We start from the raw sequence: 24457 nt of genomic DNA, 5'->3' as shown, positions 1-24457 counted from the left end.
TTAGGATGCTATTCAAAGAGATTTCGACATTAATAGATACTTTATGGAGAGTACCGAAACGAAAGAAACGTGACGTATTTTGATTCGCATAACTGCGGTTACCTCCATTTAGCAGAACATACTTAATTTGATCTCTTTTTCGGTGATATTATCTCCCTTGGTGATCGGAGGTCATTCTCAGTGCCCAATATTTCAGCAGCTATTTATAAGACTATATTGAACAAGCGTTTTATTAAGAGACATCTCGTAAAGGAGATGATGTTCTGGATATCTCTACTATTGGCTTTGATGACATCGATAATTATTCCCCCTCGTATTGAAAGCATTGACTGGCGAGTAATTGCCGAGCTCTTAAGCCTCATGATAGTTGTTCAGGCTCTTAAGGAATACAAGGTTCTAGAGAAGATAGCTACTATCTCGCTCTCAAATCTAAGAAGCGCTAGAAGCATCGGATCCGTAATTGTAATTCTAACGGCTTTCATGGGGGCTTTGATTACAAATGATGTTGCCCTTATCGCACTTGTTCCACTCACATTGACAATAGCTGAAAAGGCGAAATTCGAGCCGATGTGGATTGTCATTATTCAGAGTCAGGCCGCTAATATTGGCAGCGCACTGACGCCGATAGGAAATCGGCAGAATCTTTTTCTCTTCGAAAAGTACGAAATTGGTATCTGGGAATTTGGCAGCCTCCTGCTGCCATTTGTTGTCTTTGGTGTTTGCTGGACTCTTTTGATGAATCTTCTGAACACCAAGAGGAAGATTGTTTTCGATGTTCCATCTTCGGAGATCCGTGAACCTATAAGGCTTGGTATTTTCATTGGTTGCTTCCTTGTTGTTATGCTTTCCGTCTTCAGAATCATCGACTTCAGAGTGGGACTTGTACTCACTGTGGTAGTTACTTTAGTTCTTGAAAGAAGGTTCTTTCAAAAGATTGATTACTTCTTGCTGGGTACTTTCTTGCTGTTCTTTGTCTTTATTGACAACATCTCAAGAATGGAGATAATAGCTACTATGATGAAGTCTGCAACAAACGGTGAGATTAGGACAATGACCAGCTCCGCTCTTCTATCGCAGTTTATCAGCAACGTGCCTGCAGCGATTCTCTTTTCATCATTTACCGGGAGCTACAAAGGCCTTCTTCTGGGCGTGAATATTGGAGGCAGTGGCACAATTATTGCCTCTCTGGCTAATCTGATAGCTTATAGAATCTACGTCAAAGATAGAGGTCAAAACTTGAAGTATCTCACCATCTTCATGGTTTCAAGCGCAATAACACTTCTGCTAAGTATTGTTTTCGGTTACATTCAACTTAGAGTACAAGGTTTTTAGGAGTTTGGTATGGAAAGCCCTGTAGTATGCCACCTGGACTGCTTGGCAATATGTGTTTCGGAAATGATCATACTACCGGTCTCTATGTCATATAAATGCAGAGTCTCGTATGTTGAAGCGTCAAAATATCGGCTTAGCATTGGAGTTTTCAAAAAAACCGACTCTTGTCAAAACACAAATTACGAAGTCCTTACGAATACTATTAACTGGTTAGCTGGCCTATGAAATCTGGAGGAAGTCAATTAATCAGTTCAGTGCGCATTTTTAGTCAAAGTATAAATTTCTCGAAGTAGAATTCTGTGTCGTGAGATTGGCTTGATGAAACAGACTTAAGTAGGTTAATTCACTTACGTTGAACCGGGTGGCCTTTGTATTACTCTTTTTTGAGAGAACTGATTTACTTCATTATGCAAATTGTAGAGTGTTCATGTACGAAAACTATATGGCTGATCAACTGCAAAGTGCTCTCAGTAAAGATCGTTAGATACGGATAACCCTTTATGAGAGCACGTCAGTTATATTAATCAGCTCACTATTTTTCGAAATTCCGTTCAAAAGACTAGCGTTCCCGCTCAAGACGGTACGCAAGTGTAGGATTTTTTTCGGAATGCTCCTAAAGGAGATTCACTCCTGGTATAGAACCTTTCTTGAAAATCGCTACCATGCTTACTGATCCAATTAGAACCGCTCCAAGCACTATCTCCTTCATGTAGAAAGGAAGATTGATCATAACAAATCCATTTGTCAGAACTGACAGTAGAAGAGAGCCAATAACGGTTCCCCAGATATTTGGGACTCCATCACGTAGAAAGACTGCTCCAATAAACATTGCACTTATCCCTGGCATAAGGTATCCGTCGCCCATGGCCGGTGTGCCCGATCCAAGAAGAGATCCAATCATTATTCCGGCGAGACCAGCCATGAATCCCGAAATCAGCAGGGCAATGAACTTCACCTTCCGAACTTTAATACCTACATGCTCAGATGCTTTTGGGTTTCCACCTACTGCGTGAAAGAATCTTCCGATCTTCGTATGTTCAAGAACAACCACATAAATTGCTATAATGATTGCGAATATTACTACCGGCATTGGAATTGTCTCAAAGAGAAAAGACCTTCCAAGGAATGGAAATATTTCCGGGAACTTCGCTGAGTAGTAGGTCGATCCTCCCGTAAGCCATTTCGTAAATCCGGCAAGAAGCGTCATCATTCCAATGGTTGTAATTATCGACGGAACCCCAATGAAAAGTATTACCAGTCCGTTCAGAGCACCGACTCCCAAAGCTGCCAGGAGGGAGATGATCCACGCGGGAATTGCTCCCATGAAGAGTTTTCCCATCAGTATTACACTGAGAACACCGGAGAACCCTGCAAGTGATGCGAACGACATATCGAATTCACCGGCTATTACAACAGTAGTTAGCCCGATAGCGAGGATTCCCGTTATGCTTGCCTGTCTAATAATCGATAGAATATTTCTTACACTATAAAAGGTAGGTTCCATGAATGAGAATACGGCAAATACGGCGATCAATGCAAATAACACACCGTATCTTCTCACTACTGAAGCCAGGTTTTCTTTTGAGATCATGACCTATCCTCCTCATCTAGCCCTTCCAGGTATTCACCCTTGAATTGGCAGTTAGCAATCTTCGATTTAAAGAGCCATGGATAATATCTTTTCATCATCGAATTCTTCCCGAGACAGCTCACCAGAGATTCGCCCTTCTTTAAAGACATAAAGCCTATCACAAACTCCTATAAGTTCTGGGAGTTCAGAAGAAATGAAAATCACGCCTACGCTCTTTTCTTCAGCAAGATTTCTGATCATCTTGTAGATTTCGAACTTCGTCCCAACGTCGATTCCATTTGTCGGATCGTCGAGAATCAATATGCTCATATGATCCTTTGAGATCCATCGGCCTATTACGACTTTTTGTTGATTACCGCCGCTCAGAACCTGGACGTCCTGATTGATATTCGAGTACTTGAGACTTAGTGAGCTCTTGTCAAGAATGGTCTTAACCAGAGCATTTTCTCTCCTGGTCGAGACAACTCCAAGGAGTTTTGAGAACTCATTAATATATGATATTGTCAAATTCTTCTTCAGATTCAAACTTGTAAGTAGTCCCTTTTCTCTTCTGTCGTCCGGTACAAGAAAGACACCTTTCTCAATCATTTTGTGGACATTAGGCTGGACTTCTTTGCCTTTGACAATTACTCTGCCGGTCTTTGTTTCTCTCAGACCGTACAAGTGTTCTATTAGCTCGGTTCTTCCAGAACCAATAAGACCATATAATCCAAGAACTTCTCCCTTTTTCAAGTGAATACTAATATCCTTAAGGAATCCCGAACCGCTAAGGTTTTCGACCTGTAGTATCGTGTCCCCTGAATGATCCGTCACTTCGGGAAAGAGGCTGGAAATATTCCTGTTAACCATAAGTCTTATCGCCTCTTCCTCAGAAAGGGCTTTCTTATCCCTTGTGGTTACTCGCTCACCATTTCTGAAAATCGAAATCCTGTCTGCGTTTTCGAAGACTTCCTCAAGTTTGTGAGTAATTAGTATTACGGAAACACCTTCATTTTTTATCTGATGGATTGCACTGAACAGTGACTTGACTTCCGACTCGGTAAGACTTGAAGTAGGCTCGTCAAGAATCAATATCTTCGGCTTGTAGAGGAAAGCACGAAGAATCTCTATGGCCTGTCTTTGCGCGGAACTGAGAAGCGCAACGGGGATGCCGAGAGGTACTCTTAGATTGTAGAGTTCAGATAGTTCTTCTGCCTTTGAAAGAATTGATTTTTCGTCTATCAGGAAACCTCCCTTGACGGGTTCCTCTCTCAAAAGGATGTTTTGAGCGCCGGTGAGATACGGGATGAGGTTCCGCTCCTGATAAACCATTCTTATCCCCAGTCTGAGGGCCTGGGAAGGGTGAGTGAGTCTCACTTCCGCACCGTTGAGAAAGACATTTCCCTCATCAGGTCTGACTATTCCGGTCAAGACATTGCAGAAAGTGCTCTTTCCTGCTCCGTTTTCACCACAAATAGCATGAATCTCACCCTCGAGCAAATCGAAGTCTACGTTGTTCAGGGCTTTGACCCCCGGAAAGGATTTAGATATCGATACAGTCTTCAAAACAATATTCTTGTCCGTCATATTAGACCTTCTTTCACCAGGTAATCTCGAATCAATATCGGGAGAGGCTTCTCTCTCCCGATATTGGCTTCTAAAGCAGGTCGATTACTGAATCTTGTATGGACCGCCAGCGTCTTGCCAGTTGAACCATGCATCTGGGTCGTCGGGATCCATTCCGTAATAACCAAAAACAGCGTGGATAGAACTTCCTGGTTCGGGAACATTTGTCTCATCTGTTACGTACGGAGTTGCATAGATGACTCTTCCCGGAGGTACGAGAGAGTCTGGATGATCAGGACCAATTCCCATTTCTACCTGGTTGATGACTTCAAATACTGTGTGAACGTAGTATTCGAATGGCTGACTTACTGTGGCAACAAATGGAGATCCACTTCTTATCATAGAGTAAACGGCCGAACCTCCATCAATACCGGTAACGAAAATATCGTCCTTGTCGAATCCCGCCTGTTCAATTGCACGTGCGGCGTACTGACCGGGAGTGTCCCAACCGGCAAATATCCAGTCGAGGTCATTTCCATACTTTGTCATCCAGTTGACTGCAACGTTGAAAGCGCTGTCTTCGTATCCAACGAGAGGTAGAAATTCTTCGGCAACAAGCTCAATGGCCGGCCAATCTCTTTCGAAGAGCGTTGCGGCGACATAGGCTCTTCGTCTCATAATATGCCACTTACCACTGAAAATCGCCACTTTCCCTCTCTCGTTTAGCCTCTGGATTCCCCAGTAACTCATTAGAGCTCCGGCAACGGCGTTATTCTGTGTACAACTGACAATGACTCCAGGCTTAACTTCAGTGTCAACACAGTAGACACCAATACCCTCTTCGGTTGCTTTGAGAATGAGGTCTGCGATAGCTTCCATGTCCCAGTAGATGATTACGATGGCATCTACTTTCTTCTGGATCAAGGTCTCCATAGTTTCACGCTGCTGGGCTGGATCTCTTACGGTCATTGCATCGATAAACTCCCAATCCCTGTGAGCGCATTCGATCTTCACCTGCTGGAAATCTCTCTGACAGGATTCTGCCTCAAGTCCATGCCCACAGATTGCGACCGTCACGTCTTTCGCATATTCAGTTCCTGCGAACGTCATACTTGAAAGCGCTAGAACCATGATTACAAGAATCGAAATAATAAAACGCTTCTTCATTCCTTCACCCCTTTTCAAGATTTGTTTAGTTCTTCTGAAACTTCCCTCAGAAAGCGGTAAACAACTGTTGCTCCGGGATCCTGCTCGCCGACCGTGCGGCTGCCGAATGCTTTCGCTCTACCCTTCTTTGCTTCCATGTCCTTAGTTCTTTCCAGTCCATCTTTTGCGGCCTCTGCAGCTTTCTCGAAGGCTTCCTTAATCGATTTGTCTTCAGAAGCGGCCTTTTCAAGAACTTCCACAGCGGGTTCAAGAGCATCGAGCATCGTTTTTTCTCCCGTCTTTGCCTTTCCTCTCTTCATAATTCCCTCTAGTGCAGCCCTGAACATACCGGCGATTTCATCCAGAGTGAGAGATTCCTTTCCCGAAACCTTCTTGCCTCCCTCAATGAACGCGCTTGCGGTCAGAACTCCGAAGGTGGAGGGATTTGCCTGATTAAACTGAATTCCACACTTCTTTATCAGAGCCCCAGTATCCTCAGTCTGAAAAGTCTTTAGTGTTTCGATTATCGCTGTACAGCCCTTTCTTATAGTGATGCCTAGATCTCCGTCACCTATGGCAGCGTCAAGAGCTCTAAATTCATCGATATGGTTCTTTTCAAGTGAATTGCAGGCACCTAAGAGAATCTCTGAGATCTTTGCTGCACTAATGGCTTCTTTCATTTGACCACCGCCCCTCAGAATTGCTGCAGAAGCATCGGCGAATGAACCGGCATATCTAGGAGCTCTTTGAATTCCCTGTCAAGTTTGAAGAGAGTTATCGAAAGACCTTTCATCTCCATTGAAGTTGCGTATTCTCCCACGAATGACTTGTATATATTGATTTTCTTCAGATCGAGTATCTCCTTGACCTTTCTGAAGGTAACATAGAGTTCCTGAGGTGCTGTCGCACCTAGCCCGTTGATAAGCACTGCAACCTCGTCTCCCGATTCGAATGGAAGATCGTCGATTACTCTCCCCGTCATGAAACTAGCAATCTCGTCGGCACTCTTGAGTTTTTCACGCTTTATACCTCGCTCTCCATGAATGCCCATTCCGATTTCCATTTCATCATCGCCAATCTCAAAAGTAGGCAATCCGACTGCAGGAATCGTGCATGGTGAAAGGGCGACTCCCATTGTTCTGATAACATTCAGAGCTCTGTCGGTTGTTTCTTTTACTTCTTCAAGAGAGGCACCCGTGGCAGCCTTTGCGCCGGCAATCTTATATGCGAAGATCAGCCCTGCTATTCCTCTTCTTGAACCGGCATCATCTGCCGGGGCCGATGCCACATCGTCACAACCGATACTCGTTTCAACCCGGATTCCCTCTTCTTCTGCCATTTCTGCGGCCATGTCGAAGTTCATGATGTCTCCGCCGTAGTTTCCATACAAATAGAGAACGCCTTTCCCGCTGTCGATAACCTTTGTGATCGCAAGCATAGTCTCGGCCGAAGGCGATGAGAATACGTCGCCGACTGCGGCGCCGTCGAGAAGGTTTTCGCCAATATATCCCAGGAAGAGTGGCAGGTGACCTGAACCGCCACCGGTTGCGATGCCTACCTTGTTTTTCACGGGTGCTCTTGGTGTGATCAAGGCTTTGTCAAAGCCTTCGACTCTCTTGAAATCCTTTGGGAAGGCCATAACAATTCCATCGAGCATTTCCGTGATCAAATTGTCAGTGGAGTTAATGATCTTCTTCATGGTTATTTGCCTCCAAGCCACTTCACCACATTTACCCAGAATTGACCGTAATCCTTCCATTCGACCATCCCGCGGCCCCAGTGAGGAGCTGGATCGGTTGCGAATGCAAGCGTTCTACCCTTTCCATACTGACCGGTCACGATTATTGGATCTCCGTTGTGTTCTGCCAGGACTTCTCCTTCGGGCTTTGCCTTTACTTCGTTGTATCCGGAGAAGAGAGGGGGAGCCGAATCGAAGTCTACTCCCTTGAAGATCGGATGGTCTTTCTTGAGGACTTTAGGAGTCATACCTTCGGAAATTTCGACTCTGTCGTCGTATGGATAACAGGTGACGGGAAGTATCTCCTCAACGGGAGTCTTGTGCCACTTGGCTACTCCAAACATGCCTCCAAAGGATAGCCAGCCGCCTACACCACAGAAGCCGCCGCCATCACGCGTCCATTTCTTCAGTGCACCAAGTCTGTCGACCCCCATGGGGCAGTTGTTAAATCTGTCTTCGTACATTATTACCGTATCTGTACCAACGTCGCTGAAAAGTATCACGTCGTACTGTCCAAGCTCGTCCGGCTTCGGGAAGTTTCTCTGGACCTCGCTTGTAGGCAAGTAAGTCAGATCGATTTCAGAATCCGATTCAAGAGCCTTTCTCAGATGGAAACTTTCATCATGTACAACTCCATCTGTCCAGGAATTCATACCTTTTACGTACGTTGTGATCAGCATTACCTGATCTCCACAATAGAATACTTTAAGCACGAAAATACCTCCTTTTGATTTTGAATTAGGTCACCAACGGGCCTTTATTTGAAAAATTCTTCATTAATGCAAAATTGTGATCAAATTCTCAAAGAAAAAAGCATAAAGGTGCCCCATAACTCAAGGCACCCATAACCTCTAAGCTCTATGCTTTTCCATCGCACCAACCATGAGCGCGAAGGATTTTTATTAAATTTTAGTTCTCGTATTCCCGGCGGTTCTAGCGCAGCTAATTAGAACAGGTTTTGGTTTCGGAAACAGTGTAATGGTTTTTTGTCAAAGTTTCTTCTTACTCATAATAGGTAATCAGGTAAACTGTCTTCGTTATCGGTTTCCACAGATCTTCATCTTCGAAGTAAACAAAGTATCTTTCCTGAATACAGTTCCCTCTATCGTCGTAGAGGTATTCATAACTGTAAGTGAGCGGACTTCCGCCGATATTTCTGTTATAGTTAGTCTCCTTCAGCTTCAGTCCTTCACTATTGTATTCGGCCGAGTAGACGGGATTACGCGACACCGAAAGACAGTCGACCTCGAGAACCATATTGCCATTCTCGTATTGAGCTTCATGCTTAGAGAGTATCTTTCCATTTGCGTCGGATAGGATGAACCTTATCAGGTTCCCTTCATCATCGTAAGAAGCTTCGTAGACAGAAATGAGCGTATCGCTCGCGTTGTAGTTGTATGCCTTTATCAAATTACTTTCTTCATCGTATTCATAACCGTACTTGTAGGAGAAGTCTCCGTATTTGCCGTAACCGATCTCCAGAAGTAAGTTTCCAAGGTCATCATACTGATACTCGTTTCTGAATTCAGTTTGAAGTCCTTCCTCTTCTTTGTACTCATAAACAATATACTTGGTTTCCTCGGTCATGTAACCGAGTTCGTTATAGCTGGCTAAGTATCTTGTGCTGGTTGTTGAATCATACTGAACATCATTTCCTTCGACGAAGTTTCCTCCTTCGTCGTACTTTGCAGAGTATTTCGAGGTTATAGAACCATCTGTGGAGTACTGAATTCCTTCGATCTGTCTCCCGTTCTCGTCGTATTTGTATTCATAACTGTGTTCTAATACAGAGTCCTCAACTATCCTCTTCCCCTGCATCGTGATCATGTTACCTTCTATATCGTACTGATAGGAATATTCAAACTCCAGAACACCATCTCCGGCTACTTTGCTCTCACGAATGGTGTTTCCCGATTCATCGTACTCAGCGGTCAGAGTGGCAAATTTTATCCACAACTCCCCGTCCTGAGTATTATAGTTTTTTATTTCAATCCTTTTTACTCCGGTTGTGCTAATATTATCCAGATAAGAATCGACCCAGAAGGCTCCACAAAAGCTTCCGATGAACATGGACATAACTAACAAGAAACGACAGAGTCTGAAAATGCTTGACAACAAATTAATCACCTTCCATCGGCAAAAGTCTCACTTCGTTTTGTTGAAGAAGCGATTTTGAATATCTGAGAGAATGACTGCAACCGCTCTAGCACCCGCGTCATATGCGCCAATGCTCCTGCCGCCCAGATATCTGGCCCTTCCTTTCGTCGCAACAATCGTTTTTGTAGATTCGGCTCCTTCTTCTGCTCTGGTTACGGCCTTTTCAAAGGCCGCTTCTATTGGTTCATTCAGCTTTGCGCTTTCCTTCAAAGATTCTTTGAAGGGGATAAGCGCATCTAGAAGAGTTTTGTCACCTAGTTCAGCTTTACCGACCTTCTGTACTCCATCTACCATCGCCTGGAAGAGTTCGGCGATGTCTGCAATTTCGAGACTCTCCTTTCCTTTCGAAGCTCTAGAAGCGCTCAAAAAAGCATTGCCCCAGATTGGACCGGAGGCTCCACCACATTTTTCCATTATTATCATGCTGCAGTCTCTCAAAAAGGTTCCAACATTGCTCTTTTCGAGATCCTTCCACTTTGACTTGACTTCAGAGAAGCCTTTCGCCAAAGAAGCTCCAAAATCACCGTCTCCGGCAACAGAATCGAGATCACAGAAGTACTGTTCGTTTTCCAGTATAGAGTCGACAGCGATTCCAACGATTTCTATGAATTCATCTTTCGAGATTACAGTCATGTTCTAAGCCTCCGTTTCCTTCCAGGCAGCGGTTTCACAGGGTGCAGAGAGAAGTCTCTTCATCTGCTCGTCGAGCTTAAGAACTGAGATTGACGCACCCTCCATATCTATGGACGTCATATAACTTCCAACTAGAGTTTTCGCCACCGCTATTCCCTTGTCCTTAAGAATCGAGGCAACCTCGTTGTTAAGTATGAAAAGCTCTTGAAGAGGAGTTCCACCGAATCCATTTATCAGTACGGCAACCTCTTCTTCCTTTGATACGGATAATTCGCCAAGTATTTTTTCAATGATCAGGTCGGCAGTTTCTTTAGCTGATAGCAATCGCTCTCTAAATATTCCGGCTTCTCCGTGAATTCCGACGCCAACCTCGATCTTGTCCTCTTCAAGGTCGAAAGTTGGTTTTCCCCTTGCTGGGACTATACAGGAAGTCAGTGCAATCCCCATTGTTCTAACATTGTCGATAACTCTTTGGGCGATCTCTTTCACCTGCCTGAGAGAAGCTCCCCTTTCGGCCAGAGCTCCAGCAATTTTGTGAACGAAGATCGTTCCAGCCACGCCCCGTCTGTCTTCCTTTTTTTCGATTGAGATATCATCATTTACACAAACGCTATCAACCCTAATATCGTAATCTTCAGCCATTGCAGCAGCGCTTTCGAAGTTCATGACATCTCCAGAATAATTCTTTATAACCAGCAAAACCCCTTGCTCCGAATGGTTGTGTTTTATGGCGTTGAAAACCTGTATTACAGACGGTGAAGCAAAGACATCACCACATACGGCCGCATCAAGCATTCCCTTGCCTACGAACCCTGCATGAGCAGGTTCATGGCCGCTTCCTCCGCCACTGATTAGAATGACCTTGTTCTTGTCGGGATTCTTTCTTGAAATCACCATGAATTCCTCGTTAAGTGCGAGATTATCCGGGAAGGCCTTTACCATTCCCTGACACATTTCGATTACCACACTCTTGGGATCATTGATAAGCTTCTTCATCTCTTTACACCACCTTAGCTATTCTTATACCATATCTCTTACTAGTTCTTGCTCGGTTGGTTTACGCTTTTTATCAGCATCAACGATAAGCGAGATGTTTCCATCTTTCATAATGACTATCCTGTTGCTCAATCCAATGAGTTCGAGCAAGTCGTCTGTTATTAAGATGATGGCGAGGTTCTTATTTGCCGCTTCTCTTATGAAGGTGTATATCTCCTCTTTAGCTCCGATGTCTATGCCTCTGGTGGGGTTGTCGAGAATCAGAATGTCGAGATTCTTCATAATCCACTTGGTCAACACGATTTTTTGTTGGTTTCCTCCACTCAATGAAAAGCACAGATCTTCGCTTGTTGCCTTTATTCGGAATTTCTCTATTCCCTCTTTGATCAGTCTGAGTTCCTTTTTGTTGTTCAAGAAGCCAAAGCGACTGCTGAACTCGTCGAATCTGGTAATAGTGAGATTGTCGGCCACAGTTGACAGTCCGATTATTCCGTTTTCCTTTCTCTCCGAAGGCACATACCCGACTCTAAGCTTGGTCATGTTTCTAATTGTTGATTTAGACACGGGATGTCCGTCAATGATTATCTCTCCCTCTGTTGGTTCGTCCACTCCAAAGAGCGTCTCCCCAAGGAATTTCTTTCCAGAGCCTATGAGGCCTCCTATTCCAAGTATCTCGCCTCGACGCACTTCCAGAGAAACGGAGCTGTAAAGGCCTTTCTTGGAAAGATTTCTTACTCTCAAAACAGGGTCCTCATCCCCGTTGAATTCCTTCTGATCTTCAACTCTGTATGTATCGGCGCTCAACTCTCTTCCGACCATGAGCGGGTGAATCTCTCTCTCTTCCGAGAGCTCGGGGTCCACTTCTCCTATAAGCTGGCCGTCTTTGAGAATCAGGACCCTGTTACAGGCATTCATCAATTCTGAAAGCCGATGTGAGACAAATACAAATGTTGCTTTGTTCGAAAAGCTTTTCACTCTTTCAAGGAGAATCTCTCTCTCCTTTTCAGGGAGCGCCGCGGTGGGCTCATCAAGAAGTATTAGAGGCGTCTGAACTTTGTACATGTCTGCGATAACAAACGCTCTGATTATCTCAAGCATCTGACGCTCGTGAAAAGAGTATCGGGAAACTTCCTTTCTGGGGTCGATGTCGAGCCCAAAACTCTCCAGGTAACGTTTCGCTTCGGAGATCATCTGTCTCTTCTTGAGAGTACCGGCAACCTGGAATCGCTTCTCGTGTGATAGAAAGAGATTCTCGTAAACAGTCAGGCTCTGAACAAGGTTCTGCTCCTGAAAGACCATCGAGACTCCGAGTGTATTGGCCTCCCGGAAGCTTTGAGGAGCATACTTCTTTCCTTCTAGGAACATCTCTCCTTTATCGGGTGGTTCAACTCCTGCTATCAGCTTAAGCAAAGTTGACTTTCCCGCTCCATTTTCTCCGGCGAACCCAATAACATCGTTCCTGTTGATATTGAAAGTAACGTCCTTTAGTGCCTGCACACCTGGATAGCTTCTTTCAATTCCCTTGATCTCGAAGAGGATTTTGTTGTTTCCTTTTATGTTTTCATCCATACAGATAAACCTCGCATTCTTTGTCTCACCTATTGGAATCAAAGATTACTTAACGGTGATTATCTTTGGTCTTCCGACATTGGACATGAGCGCACCGGCAATTATTAGAGCGCCCATGGCGACATTTCTGAACTCGGGTGTAACGCCCATGAAATTCAAGCCGCTTATCAGAACGGTAACCAGCATCGCTCCAAGGACTGTGCCGATTGGTCCTCCCCGGCCTCCGCTAAGAGGAATGCCACCCATGACAACTATCGCAATCACTGGCAAGGTATAGGTATCCCCGCAGTATGGGCAAGCGGCTTCAAGCATAGATGCATCAAGAGCACCGGCTAGCCCTACGAGCGAACCATGAATCATGAATACAAAAGTCTGAATCTTTACAACACTGATCCCTGAATACTGGCATACATACTCGTTGTTGCCAATAGCGTAAATCATTCTGCCAAGCACTGTCTTTTTGGTTATTATTATGGTTATAAGCACTACAATGATTGGTATAGTGATCAAGTTCGATATGCCACCTAGAAAGCTGCCTCTTGCGACTGCCAAAAAGGATTCTGAATGGACGTTGTAAGGAGAACCTTTAAGTATTAAGACTGCAGTTCCATTTAAGATTCCCATCATAGCGATAGTAGATAGAAACGTCGGAATTTTGAGGAAAGTAGCCAGAAGACCGTTTATCAGACCTACCAGAGCCCCCACTAGCATCCCCACGACAATCGATGCTCCACCCAGTGCCGAGCTGACCATTGCAGAAGCCACGGCGGTAATCGTTATCGTCGCTCCGACAGAGACATCTATGCTTCCCATCAGAACGACCATGGACATGCCCATCGATGCAATCAGCAGAATAGCCATCTGTACGAGCAAGTTGTTGAAGTTCTTTACGGACAAGAACGTAGGATACTGCAAACCGAATATCAAGAACAAAACCACAAGCAGTAAGGGAGTCCATAACTTAGAAAGTGAGAACTTTAGCTTCCTGTTTTGATTATCCATCTTCATCCACCTCCCTGCCTACTTAGTAAGAAGTAATCTTCCTCTTCTGTGAGGAAGCATTACGAGTGAAATTGCGGCGATTAACAGTATACCTTTTGCAATGTTCTGTACATTCGATGTACTTCCAATTAGACTCATTCCATTATCGAACATACTGATGAGAAGAACCCCTATGAGTGTCTTCATTAAACCACCGGAACCTCCCATGATAGAAGTTCCACCTACAACGACGGCTATCAGAGTATTGAAGAGATATTTGTCTCCAAGTCTGGACGGGGCCATTCCCAGATAATGAAGAGAGCAAAACCGAGGCAATGCCAACCAACAAGCCTGAAAACATAAACGCGATTATCCTGTATTTATTGGTGTTGATTCCCATTTTCTTCACGGATTCTTCGTTGCTTCCTATTGCCAAAATGTATCTTCCCACTACTGTCTTCCTGCTTATGAATACGAAAACTGCAAATACTATCAGAGACCAAATAATGACGTTTGGAATGCCTTCAATCATCTGTCCCGTCGAAATCCAGGCAAAGTCCCTGTTTCTAATGGATATGTTATAACCATTTGTTAGACCAGTAGCTATTCCCACATAGACATACATCATCGCCAGTGTAACGATGAAAGACGGAAGTTTCAGAAGTACTACCAGTAGACCGTTAACCAGTCCCGAAAGGAATCCTACGACTATCGCAAGAACTATCATCCCTAATCCACCCTGAGGAAAGAAGTAAGCGGCAACAATCGCTGACGATGAAAGCATGGCGCCCACAGAGAGATCTATGCTCCCCATGAGTATGGGAAAAGTCTCTCCGGCGGCCACCAGAAGGAAGACGCTCGAGACTGTCAGAATGCCTGTGATGTTCCTTATTCTTGCAAACGGCGGATATGAGATTGCGAAAAACACAAAGATTCCAGCAAGCAAGAAGTAAGGAAGTACTTCAATAAGGTTCTCTGTTTTAAGTCCTTTTTTCAAGAGATTTTTGAGAGCCAAATTCCTCATCCTTCCAGAAAGAGTAGACTGATTCCCTGTGAGCTGGAACAGTCTACTCCAGCATTCAAAAGTGTTTTTTTAGAATCATAAGGTGCTTAGTTATTACATCCTTCTCCAAAACCCGGAATATCAAAGCGGTAAGGAACGTCAATCACTTCATGAACAAGCACATCGTTTTCCATTCTCTTAACGATATCTGCTCTGAGACCCTCTTCCAGGTTGTTCGCTACGAATACGTAGTTGTATGGGGAGCTCTCGAATGGAGGGACAACCCATGCAGCGGTGAACTTGTCAAGGTAAAGCTCGTAGATCTCCTGGTAAAGACCGGATTCCATAGCGTCCTTGTATTCCTTGGGAACTTCGTAACCCCTGGGCTTGTCTAGGTAAATCCAGTTGGTGAATCTCTCTGGGTATATCGGAACGAGAAGACCCTGTGGATCCCAGTCGTTTGGATGAAGCGTTCTTGACATCATCTTCCAGTCGTAGTCGTATGGTCCTTCCTGTCCGAAAGTCTCGATGTACCAGTCAACGTTTTCAGGAGTAATGAAGGTCTGCATAGTTGACATCATCGTTTCAGGAATGGTTGGTTTCCAGCCGTTCTTCATGTCGTATACAGTAACGGCCTGTCTTCCGGCCATCCAGAATCCGTAGATTCCAGCGACAACGTCGAGACTTCCATCTTGGATATCGACGAGGTTGGACTTGTTAGCGTCGGTTGTGACCTGGAAAACATGGTCCAATCCGGCCTCTTCACAGGCAATTGCCGCGCCAACATTCATGCTTGTCGCAGTGCCAAAAATACCGTCTATCCTGTCACCGAACTTTGCGATCCAGTCTTTGGTAACAGAGTATCCCTTGTCTCTTATGAAGTCTGCATATTCCTCACCGATAACCGTGATGTTCGGGAAGTTCTCCATAAGAGCGGATTTGTAACCTCTTGCTCTGTCGTTACCTGCTTTGGAACCGGGGAATCCCCAGAGAATGCAGGTCTCGCCTTCTCCGTTGAGAAGTCTGCCCATTTCTAGTCCGCCAAGATAACCATCGACATAAGCGTCAGGTCCAATGAATTGACCGTAGTATGGGCCTGCATCCAGCGGAGTCCACCAGTCGGCTATCTCGAGAATGTTTGCGTAATAGACTTTCTCTCTGTTAACGAAGTTCGATGCCTGAATAACAGATTCGATTGTTGGGGAGTAACCAAATATCATCTTGACACCGGCGGCAGCGAAAGACTCGATTTGGAACAGGAACTTTTCGGGGCTCCTGTCGTCGCTGGCTGCTATGTACATGTTTCCAAGAGCCTCGACAGCCTCCCTTGCGCCTTTGTCAAAGGTAAGGAAGAAGTCGTTTGCCATCTGTGAATACGTGCATACCATTGTTTCCGTTGAAAGTGCAGTAACACCAAACAAAGCAATAACAACAATTAACAGAACACTGAGCTTTTTCACCTGTACCATCCTCCTTCAAAAGAAGTACTCTCATAGATCGAAACATTCACACGAATAGCTTTTTTTCTTTGTGCCAACCTCCCTTCAAACAAAGGAATCAAAGAATGATTCTTATCTTGTATTCGCCTCCGTAACCTTCGCCGTAGTAATCGGTCTTCAATGCGTGCAGTTGTCCTTTGAAATAACGGTTTCCAACGGGAGTCTCCCATTTCTTTCCATAGGCCTCGGTTACGTCGCCCGTGATTTCTCCAAGTTTTCCAAAGCGAGGCATCAAAACGGGGGTAGGACCATCAATTGCGAAAGGCGGGTAATGCCATGTCCCTTTGTTCAGAAGGACTCCTTCATTCGGTCCTATAAGGAAGGCTCTGGTCTTTTCGGCTTCGGGGATCTTCGATTTCGGCGCAAGAACGAATATGAACTGTTTTCCACCCAGAGGGAAAAAGAACTCAAGAGTTTCATAATGAACTTCTGTCCAGTTAAGGATTTCCCCTATTGGCTTTGGATAAACGAAAAGCATTCCCATTGAGAATCGGTCTTCTTTGTTGTCCTTGAAAGGAACTAGATCCCAGTAAGCCTTGATCATGCTATTTTCGACTGCGGCTTTTGCGTCCACGGGATGCAACTCATACTTGCCTTCTTCCGTGTCTTCATCTCTACCAATGATTCTGCCAAAGGTACTGAAATCTCTCATACTTACTTCACTCAGTTTTTCCAGTTTTACATCAACTACTGCCATAATCTCTCTCCTCCATTCTTAGATTCTTTTGCTCACACAGTGAACAGTTATCTATTTTCCAAAAACTGAATCTCAGAGACTTCCAAAACAAAAAAGGGTGCCTGCAGTAATCAGGCACCCATAACCTTTATCTTCCTTTGCTAAGCAATACCAACCATAAGTATCGCCGCAACTATATTCGCTTTTCAGATATCTACGAGACAATTATGCACAGAAGAACACCCAATACAAAATCCGATCTCGCGAGCTCTATTAGATCTAAGAGTCTTTAACAGCAATTATGATAGAAAAGCTCAATCATTCGCGTATTCCGAATAGCAGGAACTGCGAACCTAGATTCCGTAATGCAAAGTGTTGTCGGCTTCTATGATTTCCTTTGCAACTGCAACGAGCTTCAAATTCCTGTCTCTACTGATCTTCTGTAGCAACTTCATTGCCTCTGACTCTCTGATTCCGTTACGGTCCATTAAAATCCCTTTAGCCCTTTCTATAAGTTTTCTAGCCTCTAGAGCTTCTTCCTGCTCATGGAGCTCCTTTTTGAGAAGCATGAACTCTTTGAATCGACCCATAGCAATCTCAATTGCGGGCTTGAGTTCCTTCTCATCAACGGGTTTTACGAGATAGTTGAAGACCCCTGCAGAGTTCGCGCGCTTAACGGTTTCTTCGCTGCTGTAACCCGTAACGATTATCGAGGGTACGAGTTTCACTTTTCCAATTCTTTCAATCGCTTCGATTCCGCTTAGTGCGGGTAGGTTTACATCTACTATCAGTAAGTCTGGATCCGTTTCAAGTGCCAGTTTCACAAATGTCTCTCCATCCATAACCTCTCCTATAACTTTATGACCGAGGCCAATTAGTGTTTCCTTAAGACCTCTCAGGACTATGTACTCGTCTTCTGCAATAAGTATGTTTAAAGAATTGTCCATAGCAATTGACTCCCCTTTCGGCTAGGTCTAGCACATAATCGCCAATAATTCTTATGAGCCTCTCGTGAGCAACAGGCTCTCTTTTGGAATTAAGATCTTTACTTTTGCTCCTTTTTCCGAGGCGATCTCAAGAGTACCGTCGAACTGATTCTCGACGATGGATCTCGCAAGCGAAAGCCCCAGTTTCTCGTCTTTTGCTGAAAAGGATCTGTTGGGAAATCCCGCGCCGTTGTCCTCCACGATTATTTCCACATTATCGTCAAAGCTCTTGCAGGAAATCGATATCAACCCGCTATCAATATCTTTAAAAGCGTGTTTCACACAATTGTTTATCAGTTCGCTTATTGTCAGTGAGATTCCGCTAGCTTTGTCGTACGGTATGAAGATGTCGTCAAGATCTTTCCTTACCTGGAGAGTGCCGTCAACTATGTTGAAACGTACGATAGTATCTACAAGACTCTTCAGGTTTATTATACTTCTGCCCAGTTCGTCGTTAGAAAGGAGATCATGAACGGCGGCTATGCTTTTCACCCTGGAAACGACATTGTCCAGCAGATCCTCGACTTCGTTGTCTGTCTTTTTTTCGAAACTCCTTTTCTGAATATTTATGAGACTTACAATAGTCTGAAGGTTGTTCTTTATCCTGTGGTGACTTTCCTGAAGCAGCACCGAGCTTCCCATAAGTCTCGTATTATCTATTGCAAGAGCGACTTGCCTCGAGAGCGTATGAAATATCTTCTTCTGCTTTTCATTTGGTTCATAGTATTTACGATAGCCCACCTGAAACAAAGCGGTGTGGTGAGATCTAACGGAGACTGGGTCGCAAACGATTGTCTCGGTATTTCGAATGCTCTTGAAGAGCTTTTCGAAGAGAACATCGTCAAAATTGGAAACAAATAGCTTCTTGTTGTCCATTATTCGCATAACAACTTCATCGTTGAGAACGGCTTCTATTGACTCGGTTTCCTTATGTTTTATTGTATCCATGATTGTCCTGGTCTTTTCGTCAACCAGGTACACATAACACGAATCAGATTCCATTATCTTGCAGGTATAATTTTCAAGCATTTTCAAGACATCGTTGATTTCATAGTTCGAAGTAAGGTACTCGGCCGCCCTCAAAACTGCATCAATTATATCTTCGGTTTCTATTTCCTCGGCCTCGCGTTTCGTTGAATCTGATTTCTTCCAGCCAAGTATAAGTTTCAAAAGCTTCTCCGGCTTGTCTTTTGCCTCTTCTGAGCTTAGAGTTCCGCAAAGCACTCCCTCCGACAGAACGCTGATTCTGTCTGAGTACTTCAGTGCCTCGTCCCACTTATTTGTAACGTAAAGTATTCCAGTCCCCTTCCCCTTAAGTTCATTCAGTATTCTAAGAAGAAGGTCCTGAGACTTGGAGCCAAGATTAGCAGTGGGTTCATACAGAACCACTAGCCGTGGCTCGTAAATACACAGTCTCAGAAGCTCTATAAGCTTCTTCTCCTCGGTAGAAAGCTTATACACGTGAGTCTTCTCTGAAATGCCGAGGTCGAATCTTGCAATGAGCTCTTTCACAGCACGATTTATCTTTGAATGGTTGATCAGTTTGATCACATTGCTATGACTCCTCAACACGTACATGTTCTCCGCCACGGTCAAACCCTCTGCGACCATCGGTTCTTCAAGGAGGAACAGAACATCTGTCGAACCTCCAACCTTCATTTTGCCCGTAACATCTATTCCATCAAAAAATACTCTCCCGGAAATCTTCTTCTCAGCTCCAGTGAGGATGCTGACGACAAGTTCCTTTCCGGCGCCATACTCCCCCACAAGTGCGTGAACTTCGGAAGAGTTGACTTCCAGATTGATCTCCTTGAGATTGATATTGCCCGAATTATTGCTGCTTAGTTCTTTGATGTCCAGGACGCACTGTTCCATAGCAGACCCCTCTAATTCTGCAGCCTTTTCATTTCATAAAGCTGCAGCAACAATTCCAGATCACGAATCAAGAAAGAAAGTCGCACAAACATTTGCTTGTTGAGAATGAGTCTCATAATCATTCTACAACACAATGTACTGAAACTCTATGTAATAACTGGTTTCTTCATGTTCAGAGTTACATCTAACTTGAAGAAACCTTGATCAGTGATAAGAATAGTAGGATTTGAAACTCGCGAAGACTAATGTTACGTGAAGTACAAGTTCTGAATGAAAACATCACAGTAGAGAATGATAATAGAATGTTAATTGGTGTTAAAATTTATATGAAAAGCAGATAGGTGAGTCTCTTCGTTTCGAAAGAGATTCGCATTAGCCACGATGTATTTGAATTGGCGTCCTGATGCTGAATTGGTTCGGCTTATTCGTCAGGACTAGGAGGAATCTAAGATGTCTTACAAGCACTATTATGTTGGTGACTCCGTTTTGCCAACGGGTGACTACGAGGTTCACACTGGCGATTGTGTTGAGCTGGCAAGAGTAGAGTCAAAGACTTATCTTGGCTATTATGATAACTGTCAGGATGCGATTAGGAAGGCAAGTGATATCTATCCGAACGTTTACGGCTGCAAATACTGTTCTCCTGGGTGTCACAGGAGATAATTCTTCTCTAGCTGTAAGGGGAGCTGTGATGTTAGTCTGTGAGCAATTCGAAATGGTCTGGGCAAACTCTTTGGGATGAATTTTGTCTGGGTTTCAATGTGTATTCTTCAGGCTTCCTCACTTTGTTAGCATCTCTTCGGAAGTAATGCTCATGCTAAAATTAATCGAACTAGGATGATTATCGATGTGAGGTAGTTGTCTACTTTCTAGAGGGAGAGACTTGTTTGAATGACGGCAGAATAGAGGTTGGAATAGGTTTTGCGACCGGGCGCAGGCATTTTCAGAGAGTTTTGCGCAGCTACGTCTACAACTGGAAAGAATCCGAACTGGTTGACAGCAAAGAGCTGACTTTGAATCTATTTGTTGCGTATGATCTGAACTACAAGAATACAAAGAAAGCAAATTACACCAAGATCAGTTCAAGCGTGGACGAATTTCTCTTCTCCAAACATTTCATAGGTCATAAGGAAGTTGAAGAAGAGAAGAGATTGCTAATCAAGCGTGGAATTGTTGACTCGGAAGAAGCTTCGTTGGTTTTTGGAAAAGGATACGCTTCCCAGAGGAACATTGTTCTTTACAGTGCTCTGAAGAATCACATTGATTGCCTTCTCTATCTTGATGATGACGAGTATCCAGTTGCCGTTACGAACGACATGGGTTCTGTTTCGTGGATGGGCCAGCATGTCTTGAAAACGCATTTGAATAGCATTGATCAGGCCGATATCACCTACGGTTATCACTGCGGATACATTTCACCGATCCCATTCATAGAGTTTTCGCCGGCACTACCCGAAGAGACTTTCAGACTCTTCATTGAGGCGATTAGCAACGACATAGTCAAATGGGATACTCTTAGGAAGCTTATTCAAGCCGGAGGGGTATCCTATGCCGATCCGGAGATGCTGAACAGCAATGAAGTCTTTGAAGTTGAAGAGATAAATCATGCGAAGTTTATCTCGGGATCGAACCTCTGTTTGAATATGAAGGATCCAAGCAGGCTATTTCCCTTCTATAATCCCCCTGGAGCACGTGGTGAAGATACTTTCTTGAGCACCTGCCTCAGTGATAGGAGGGTTCTGAAAGTGCCAAGTTACGCCTTTCATAACGCTTTCTCAACGTACAACCACATTTTAATGGGTGTTCTTCCAACCAGTCTCAGACCAATAAGAGCCGATTCGAGAGAGATAGTAAGGCGTTTCTACAGATCATGCATTGGATGGATAAGATACAAGCCTCTGCTTCTCTACATAACAGATCGCGACAACTATTCAGAGAAGATTGAAGAGATGAAGATCAAGCTTAGGGAAACATTACCTTCTATTTCATCTTACTTTGGTACCGATTCGTTCTACAACATTTCTAAAGAGCTTAACAAGTATCATAAGTCTGTCGAGAAACACTACGAGCAGTTCGAAAGAGTGAAAGAGATTTGGTCGAAGATATCGGATTATCTCCGCGAAGCTTACTAAGCCTCTTGAATAGAAGTTTAATCTAAAGCTTGTATGGAGCCCCTAAAGAGTAAAGATCAGAACTTCTCTGGCTTTTCTGCTTGGAGATCGAAAATATGTCCACATTCTCTACAAACGCGCACGATAACCTTAGATCCCATCGAAAGAGGCTTTCCTAAAGGCATAAGGGCTGCATAACCTGACCAGTAACCCTTTCCAATGTCCAGTGAGCCACAGTTTGGGCACTTGTCCGTTCGAATCATCGGATCCCTCCAATCGATTCTAAAAATCGAAATGCTCAGTGTTGTACAAGCAAATATCGTCAAATAGAAATGCCTGTCTTGAATATTCTTCGTTTGCCCTTGTTTCTAGAACGCTTTGATGGTCAGCTCGCAACAAACTTTCACTTATGTTGTGAGGGTCATATTATTGCACTCTAAAACTCCCAATCCGGCAGGAGATTTGCCTTTCACTCTTTTGAAGAGACAAAGGCGGCGAAAAGAACCACAACTCCTCCTGCAAATAGGATTGTCCACCCAAGCCAGTGAAGTTGCGGTCCGCCTATTATATTTGCTATTTCCTCCCCAGAGCTACCGGGAACATTGCTCTGGATAAGCTCTTTGAATTGAGTTCTCAAGGAGTTCTCATCGGGAAGGTCCTTAATCACTGTAATCAGCCTCGCTACTACAATGCCAATCGAAGCAAGGCCGGAAAGAAAGACCATCGATCTCACTTTCACGATTCCCATGATACCTGCAAAGATAGCAATTGCCAGTGTTAGTGCGCCATATAGATCTCCGCCGTTGAAAAAGGTTGCTTCGCCTCCTCCAGGGAAACGTACTATCGGCAGGAACAAACCAGCTATAATCATTGCCGCTCCGATAACAGAGAGAAAAACTCCCTTTTTCACAATCTCCACCTCTTTCCTTATGTCCAACGGGCATTAGACTTTTATCTAGTCTAGGTCCATAATATCAGAATACCATTTCAAGGCGTTGGAGGTTTTATCTCAGCGGTAGAGCCCTGATCGTGAAACTGTCGGTTATCAGATCGCTAAGTTCAAGGTTTTCGTTTCCGAATTCGCTCTCCACAAACGGGAACTGCATTACCTTCTCCAGAGGCTGAATGTCCTTCGGCCTTTCTTCTGGCATCATGTCGACTGAATTTTGAACTACCATTCTCAGTGGATCGAGGTTCCCGAAGTAGAAATCCTTATAGATTCTGCTTTCTTCCTCAGTTACTCCGACAGAGTACATTACACCCTGTCCGACTGACGTATCTACTGGAATCCAGCCGTAATTCGGGAGATAGAACTCAGCCCAGAAGTGAGTGCCGAGCTGTCCGGAAAAGAGCTGAAAACCCCCGGGTGTTCTCGCCGGTATTCCAATAGACCTGCATAAAGCTGCAAAGAACATAGACTGCATTCCGCAATCTCCATATCCGTGTTCCATAGCAAAGAGGCTTTCGGGAATACCTTCAGCCTCTAGAGAGGCGTGGGCAATTAGACTGTAGAAAATGTTCTCGACTACATAATCGTAAAGGAGTCTGGCCTGAAGATAAGCGTTTTTCTCTTCTCCGATGATCCTTCCGGCAAGATCTTTCATCTCTTCATTGTAGTATATGGATTCGGTAGATAGGGTATTTTCTATGTATAGAGGGCTTTCCCAGTCATAGTCTCCGATTTGCGAAGGATCGATGTCGAATTCCTGCCTGAAATGCCTGAAAGAAAATAACACCTTTATGTTTAGATCTTCCTCTAGAGAGACAAGCTCAAAAGAAAGAAGCATATAAGCAATCTCCCCATCGATTCTGGGAAAGCCAACAACGCTTTCGGCCGGGACTATGTCTATTATCTCTATCATATCCTGCCCTAACCTGTTCAGCGGAAGGGGAAGCCAGATCTTTAGATCGCCTTCATCTGGAAGATCTAACCTGGGAACCTCGATCGAGTATTCGACCAGAAACTCCCGAGGATCGAAGAAAGCGCTCCATGGTTGCTTGAACTCCGCAAAGCCTGCCTGTCTCTCCCGTCCATATTCTGAAAGAACGAATCTTACGGCTTCTGTGAAGTGATCTGCCCATTCTGGATTCTGCTCCACCAGATCGAGATCTCTGTAGAAGAGATTGCTTTCGAAGCCCGTGAAGAACATCTCGGAGCCATCCACGATCCTTCTTTGAATGTCTCTTTCTTCAATGAACTCATAAAACAGCTCATCCGCATTAATTTGAGGATAGTACATCCGGATTGTGTTTTTGGCCTCATCGAATGTAACTGTGAATTCCATTTTAGACTTTGTTTCGTTCTGTGTGGTGTAGTAATCCGAGCTCTTCTCAAGAGCAGAGACTGGTGCCGTCGCAAGTAAGACTAATGCCAATAATGCTATCAAACTCTTCATATCATATAGACCTCCCAACATCGTCAAATAAATCCGACAAAACTTGTTTCCATTATATAATTTTCCGTTTTTCTTAGAGAAGACTAAGAAACTCTCTAGAATAAATGTGCAGAGAATCTTTGGAGAAGACGAACATTGCGGAGACCCAGAAAGAAGGGGGGCTCATGCAAAGAATGATTAAATTTGATAAAATTAGTCATATTAAGAATCCTGTTGTAGATAT

General features: G+C 44.2%; 22 protein-coding genes. 3 read left to right on the top strand and 19 right to left on the bottom strand.

The window, feature by feature from the left end; all coding sequences use genetic code 11:
- The first annotated feature begins 180 nt into the window (after nt 1-180).
- On the top strand, nt 181-1332 hold the full coding sequence (locus Y697_RS12090; RefSeq protein WP_121551902.1) for an SLC13 family permease: 1152 nt from the start codon (nt 181-183) through the stop codon (nt 1330-1332).
- 613 nt (nt 1333-1945) lie between these two features.
- Here the strand turns inward: Y697_RS12090 and Y697_RS12085 are convergent.
- The 16 genes from Y697_RS12085 to Y697_RS12010 form a co-directional block, all read right to left on the bottom strand.
- Nucleotides 1946-2923, bottom strand: coding sequence for an ABC transporter permease (locus Y697_RS12085; RefSeq protein ID WP_121551900.1), 978 nt, complete (start codon nt 2921-2923; stop codon nt 1946-1948).
- A gap of 66 nt (nt 2924-2989) precedes the next feature.
- A complete protein-coding gene (locus Y697_RS12080) occupies nt 2990-4489 on the bottom strand; it encodes a sugar ABC transporter ATP-binding protein (protein WP_121551898.1) in 1500 nt (499 codons plus the stop codon).
- 84 nt (nt 4490-4573) lie between these two features.
- Nucleotides 4574-5635 carry a sugar ABC transporter substrate-binding protein gene (locus Y697_RS12075; RefSeq protein ID WP_147433201.1) on the bottom strand — a complete coding sequence of 354 codons (1062 nt, stop codon included), beginning with the start codon at nt 5633-5635 and terminating at the stop codon, nt 4574-4576.
- 14 nt (nt 5636-5649) lie between these two features.
- Entirely contained in the window at nt 5650-6294 is a 645-nt protein-coding gene (dhaL, locus tag Y697_RS12070) for a dihydroxyacetone kinase subunit DhaL (protein ID WP_121551894.1), read from the bottom strand.
- A 14-nt stretch (nt 6295-6308) separates the two neighbouring features.
- Complete coding sequence (locus tag Y697_RS12065; protein ID WP_121551892.1) at nt 6309-7313, bottom strand: dihydroxyacetone kinase subunit DhaK; 1005 nt, start codon at nt 7311-7313, stop codon at nt 6309-6311.
- Nucleotides 7314-7315: 2 nt separating this feature from the next.
- A complete protein-coding gene (locus Y697_RS12060) occupies nt 7316-8065 on the bottom strand; it encodes a glutamine amidotransferase (RefSeq protein WP_006489531.1) in 750 nt (249 codons plus the stop codon).
- Nucleotides 8066-8354: 289 nt separating this feature from the next.
- Complete coding sequence (locus Y697_RS12055; RefSeq protein WP_259462547.1) at nt 8355-9422, bottom strand: hypothetical protein; 1068 nt, start codon at nt 9420-9422, stop codon at nt 8355-8357.
- 75 nt (nt 9423-9497) lie between these two features.
- A complete protein-coding gene (dhaL, locus tag Y697_RS12050) occupies nt 9498-10142 on the bottom strand; it encodes a dihydroxyacetone kinase subunit DhaL (RefSeq protein WP_121551889.1) in 645 nt (214 codons plus the stop codon).
- A 3-nt stretch (nt 10143-10145) separates the two neighbouring features.
- Complete coding sequence (dhaK, locus tag Y697_RS12045; RefSeq protein ID WP_121551887.1) at nt 10146-11138, bottom strand: dihydroxyacetone kinase subunit DhaK; 993 nt, start codon at nt 11136-11138, stop codon at nt 10146-10148.
- Nucleotides 11139-11162: 24 nt separating this feature from the next.
- Entirely contained in the window at nt 11163-12707 is a 1545-nt protein-coding gene (locus Y697_RS12040; protein WP_121551885.1) for a sugar ABC transporter ATP-binding protein, read from the bottom strand.
- A gap of 45 nt (nt 12708-12752) precedes the next feature.
- The gene (locus Y697_RS12035) at nt 12753-13709 is read right to left on the bottom strand and encodes an ABC transporter permease (RefSeq protein ID WP_259462546.1); all 957 of its coding nucleotides are present in this window, start codon (nt 13707-13709) and stop codon (nt 12753-12755) included.
- Between the two features lie 142 nt (nt 13710-13851).
- Nucleotides 13852-14712: an ABC transporter permease gene (locus Y697_RS12030; protein WP_259462545.1), complete on the bottom strand. Its 861-nt coding sequence runs from the start codon at nt 14710-14712 to the stop codon at nt 13852-13854.
- A gap of 86 nt (nt 14713-14798) precedes the next feature.
- On the bottom strand, nt 14799-16160 hold the full coding sequence (locus tag Y697_RS12025) for a sugar ABC transporter substrate-binding protein (protein WP_259462544.1): 1362 nt from the start codon (nt 16158-16160) through the stop codon (nt 14799-14801).
- A gap of 88 nt (nt 16161-16248) precedes the next feature.
- Nucleotides 16249-16887 (bottom strand): ureidoglycolate lyase, encoded by a 639-nt coding sequence (locus tag Y697_RS12020; protein ID WP_006489540.1) that lies wholly within the window; start codon nt 16885-16887, stop codon nt 16249-16251.
- Nucleotides 16888-17219: 332 nt separating this feature from the next.
- Complete coding sequence (locus Y697_RS12015) at nt 17220-17813, bottom strand: ANTAR domain-containing response regulator (RefSeq protein ID WP_121551879.1); 594 nt, start codon at nt 17811-17813, stop codon at nt 17220-17222.
- A gap of 51 nt (nt 17814-17864) precedes the next feature.
- The gene (locus Y697_RS12010) at nt 17865-19727 is read right to left on the bottom strand and encodes an ATP-binding cassette domain-containing protein (protein WP_121551877.1); all 1863 of its coding nucleotides are present in this window, start codon (nt 19725-19727) and stop codon (nt 17865-17867) included.
- A 450-nt stretch (nt 19728-20177) separates the two neighbouring features.
- On the opposite strand from Y697_RS12010, the gene Y697_RS12005 reads away from it, so the two are divergent.
- On the top strand, nt 20178-20390 hold the full coding sequence (locus Y697_RS12005; RefSeq protein ID WP_121551875.1) for a hypothetical protein: 213 nt from the start codon (nt 20178-20180) through the stop codon (nt 20388-20390).
- 224 nt (nt 20391-20614) lie between these two features.
- A complete protein-coding gene (locus tag Y697_RS12000) occupies nt 20615-21859 on the top strand; it encodes a hypothetical protein (RefSeq protein WP_121551873.1) in 1245 nt (414 codons plus the stop codon).
- Nucleotides 21860-21915: 56 nt separating this feature from the next.
- Here Y697_RS12000 and Y697_RS11995 read toward each other — a convergent pair whose 3' ends face one another.
- From Y697_RS11995 to Y697_RS11985, 3 genes are all read right to left on the bottom strand, one after another.
- Nucleotides 21916-22101: a transcription initiation factor TFIIIB gene (locus Y697_RS11995; RefSeq protein ID WP_099772344.1), complete on the bottom strand. Its 186-nt coding sequence runs from the start codon at nt 22099-22101 to the stop codon at nt 21916-21918.
- Between the two features lie 206 nt (nt 22102-22307).
- Nucleotides 22308-22748, bottom strand: coding sequence for a hypothetical protein (locus Y697_RS11990; protein WP_121551871.1), 441 nt, complete (start codon nt 22746-22748; stop codon nt 22308-22310).
- Between the two features lie 94 nt (nt 22749-22842).
- Nucleotides 22843-24234, bottom strand: coding sequence for a transglutaminase-like domain-containing protein (locus Y697_RS11985; RefSeq protein ID WP_121551869.1), 1392 nt, complete (start codon nt 24232-24234; stop codon nt 22843-22845).
- Nucleotides 24235-24457: the final 223 nt, after the last annotated feature.

It is taken from the genome of Mesotoga sp. BH458_6_3_2_1 (assembly GCF_003664995.1).
Lineage (GTDB): Bacteria > Thermotogota > Thermotogae > Petrotogales > Kosmotogaceae > Mesotoga.
Note: the sequence above shows the minus strand (reverse complement) of the source record. Positions and strands in the feature narration are given on the sequence as shown.

What these genes read in the sequence shown, in the direction of transcription:
- Y697_RS12005 (WP_121551875.1), top strand. Translation starts at nt 20,178, where the DNA reads ATGTCTTACAAGCACTATTATGTTGGTGACTCCGTTTTGCCAACGGGT.
- Y697_RS12055 (WP_259462547.1), bottom strand. Translation starts at nt 9,422, where the DNA reads ATGTTCATCGGAAGCTTTTGTGGAGCCTTCTGGGTCGATTCTTATCTG.
- Y697_RS12085 (WP_121551900.1), bottom strand. Translation starts at nt 2,923, where the DNA reads ATGATCTCAAAAGAAAACCTGGCTTCAGTAGTGAGAAGATACGGTGTG.
- Y697_RS12035 (WP_259462546.1), bottom strand. Translation starts at nt 13,709, where the DNA reads ATGGATAATCAAAACAGGAAGCTAAAGTTCTCACTTTCTAAGTTATGG.
- Y697_RS12025 (WP_259462544.1), bottom strand. Translation starts at nt 16,160, where the DNA reads ATGGTACAGGTGAAAAAGCTCAGTGTTCTGTTAATTGTTGTTATTGCT.
- Y697_RS11995 (WP_099772344.1), bottom strand. Translation starts at nt 22,101, where the DNA reads ATGATTCGAACGGACAAGTGCCCAAACTGTGGCTCACTGGACATTGGA.
- dhaL (WP_121551889.1), bottom strand. Translation starts at nt 10,142, where the DNA reads ATGACTGTAATCTCGAAAGATGAATTCATAGAAATCGTTGGAATCGCT.
- Y697_RS12020 (WP_006489540.1), bottom strand. Translation starts at nt 16,887, where the DNA reads ATGGCAGTAGTTGATGTAAAACTGGAAAAACTGAGTGAAGTAAGTATG.
- Y697_RS12040 (WP_121551885.1), bottom strand. Translation starts at nt 12,707, where the DNA reads ATGGATGAAAACATAAAAGGAAACAACAAAATCCTCTTCGAGATCAAG.
- Y697_RS12010 (WP_121551877.1), bottom strand. Translation starts at nt 19,727, where the DNA reads ATGGAACAGTGCGTCCTGGACATCAAAGAACTAAGCAGCAATAATTCG.
- Y697_RS11985 (WP_121551869.1), bottom strand. Translation starts at nt 24,234, where the DNA reads ATGAAGAGTTTGATAGCATTATTGGCATTAGTCTTACTTGCGACGGCA.
- dhaL (WP_121551894.1), bottom strand. Translation starts at nt 6,294, where the DNA reads ATGAAAGAAGCCATTAGTGCAGCAAAGATCTCAGAGATTCTCTTAGGT.
- Y697_RS12030 (WP_259462545.1), bottom strand. Translation starts at nt 14,712, where the DNA reads ATGAGGAATTTGGCTCTCAAAAATCTCTTGAAAAAAGGACTTAAAACA.
- dhaK (WP_121551887.1), bottom strand. Translation starts at nt 11,138, where the DNA reads ATGAAGAAGCTTATCAATGATCCCAAGAGTGTGGTAATCGAAATGTGT.
- Y697_RS12065 (WP_121551892.1), bottom strand. Translation starts at nt 7,313, where the DNA reads ATGAAGAAGATCATTAACTCCACTGACAATTTGATCACGGAAATGCTC.
- Y697_RS12015 (WP_121551879.1), bottom strand. Translation starts at nt 17,813, where the DNA reads ATGGACAATTCTTTAAACATACTTATTGCAGAAGACGAGTACATAGTC.
- Y697_RS12080 (WP_121551898.1), bottom strand. Translation starts at nt 4,489, where the DNA reads ATGACGGACAAGAATATTGTTTTGAAGACTGTATCGATATCTAAATCC.
- Y697_RS12075 (WP_147433201.1), bottom strand. Translation starts at nt 5,635, where the DNA reads ATGAAGAAGCGTTTTATTATTTCGATTCTTGTAATCATGGTTCTAGCG.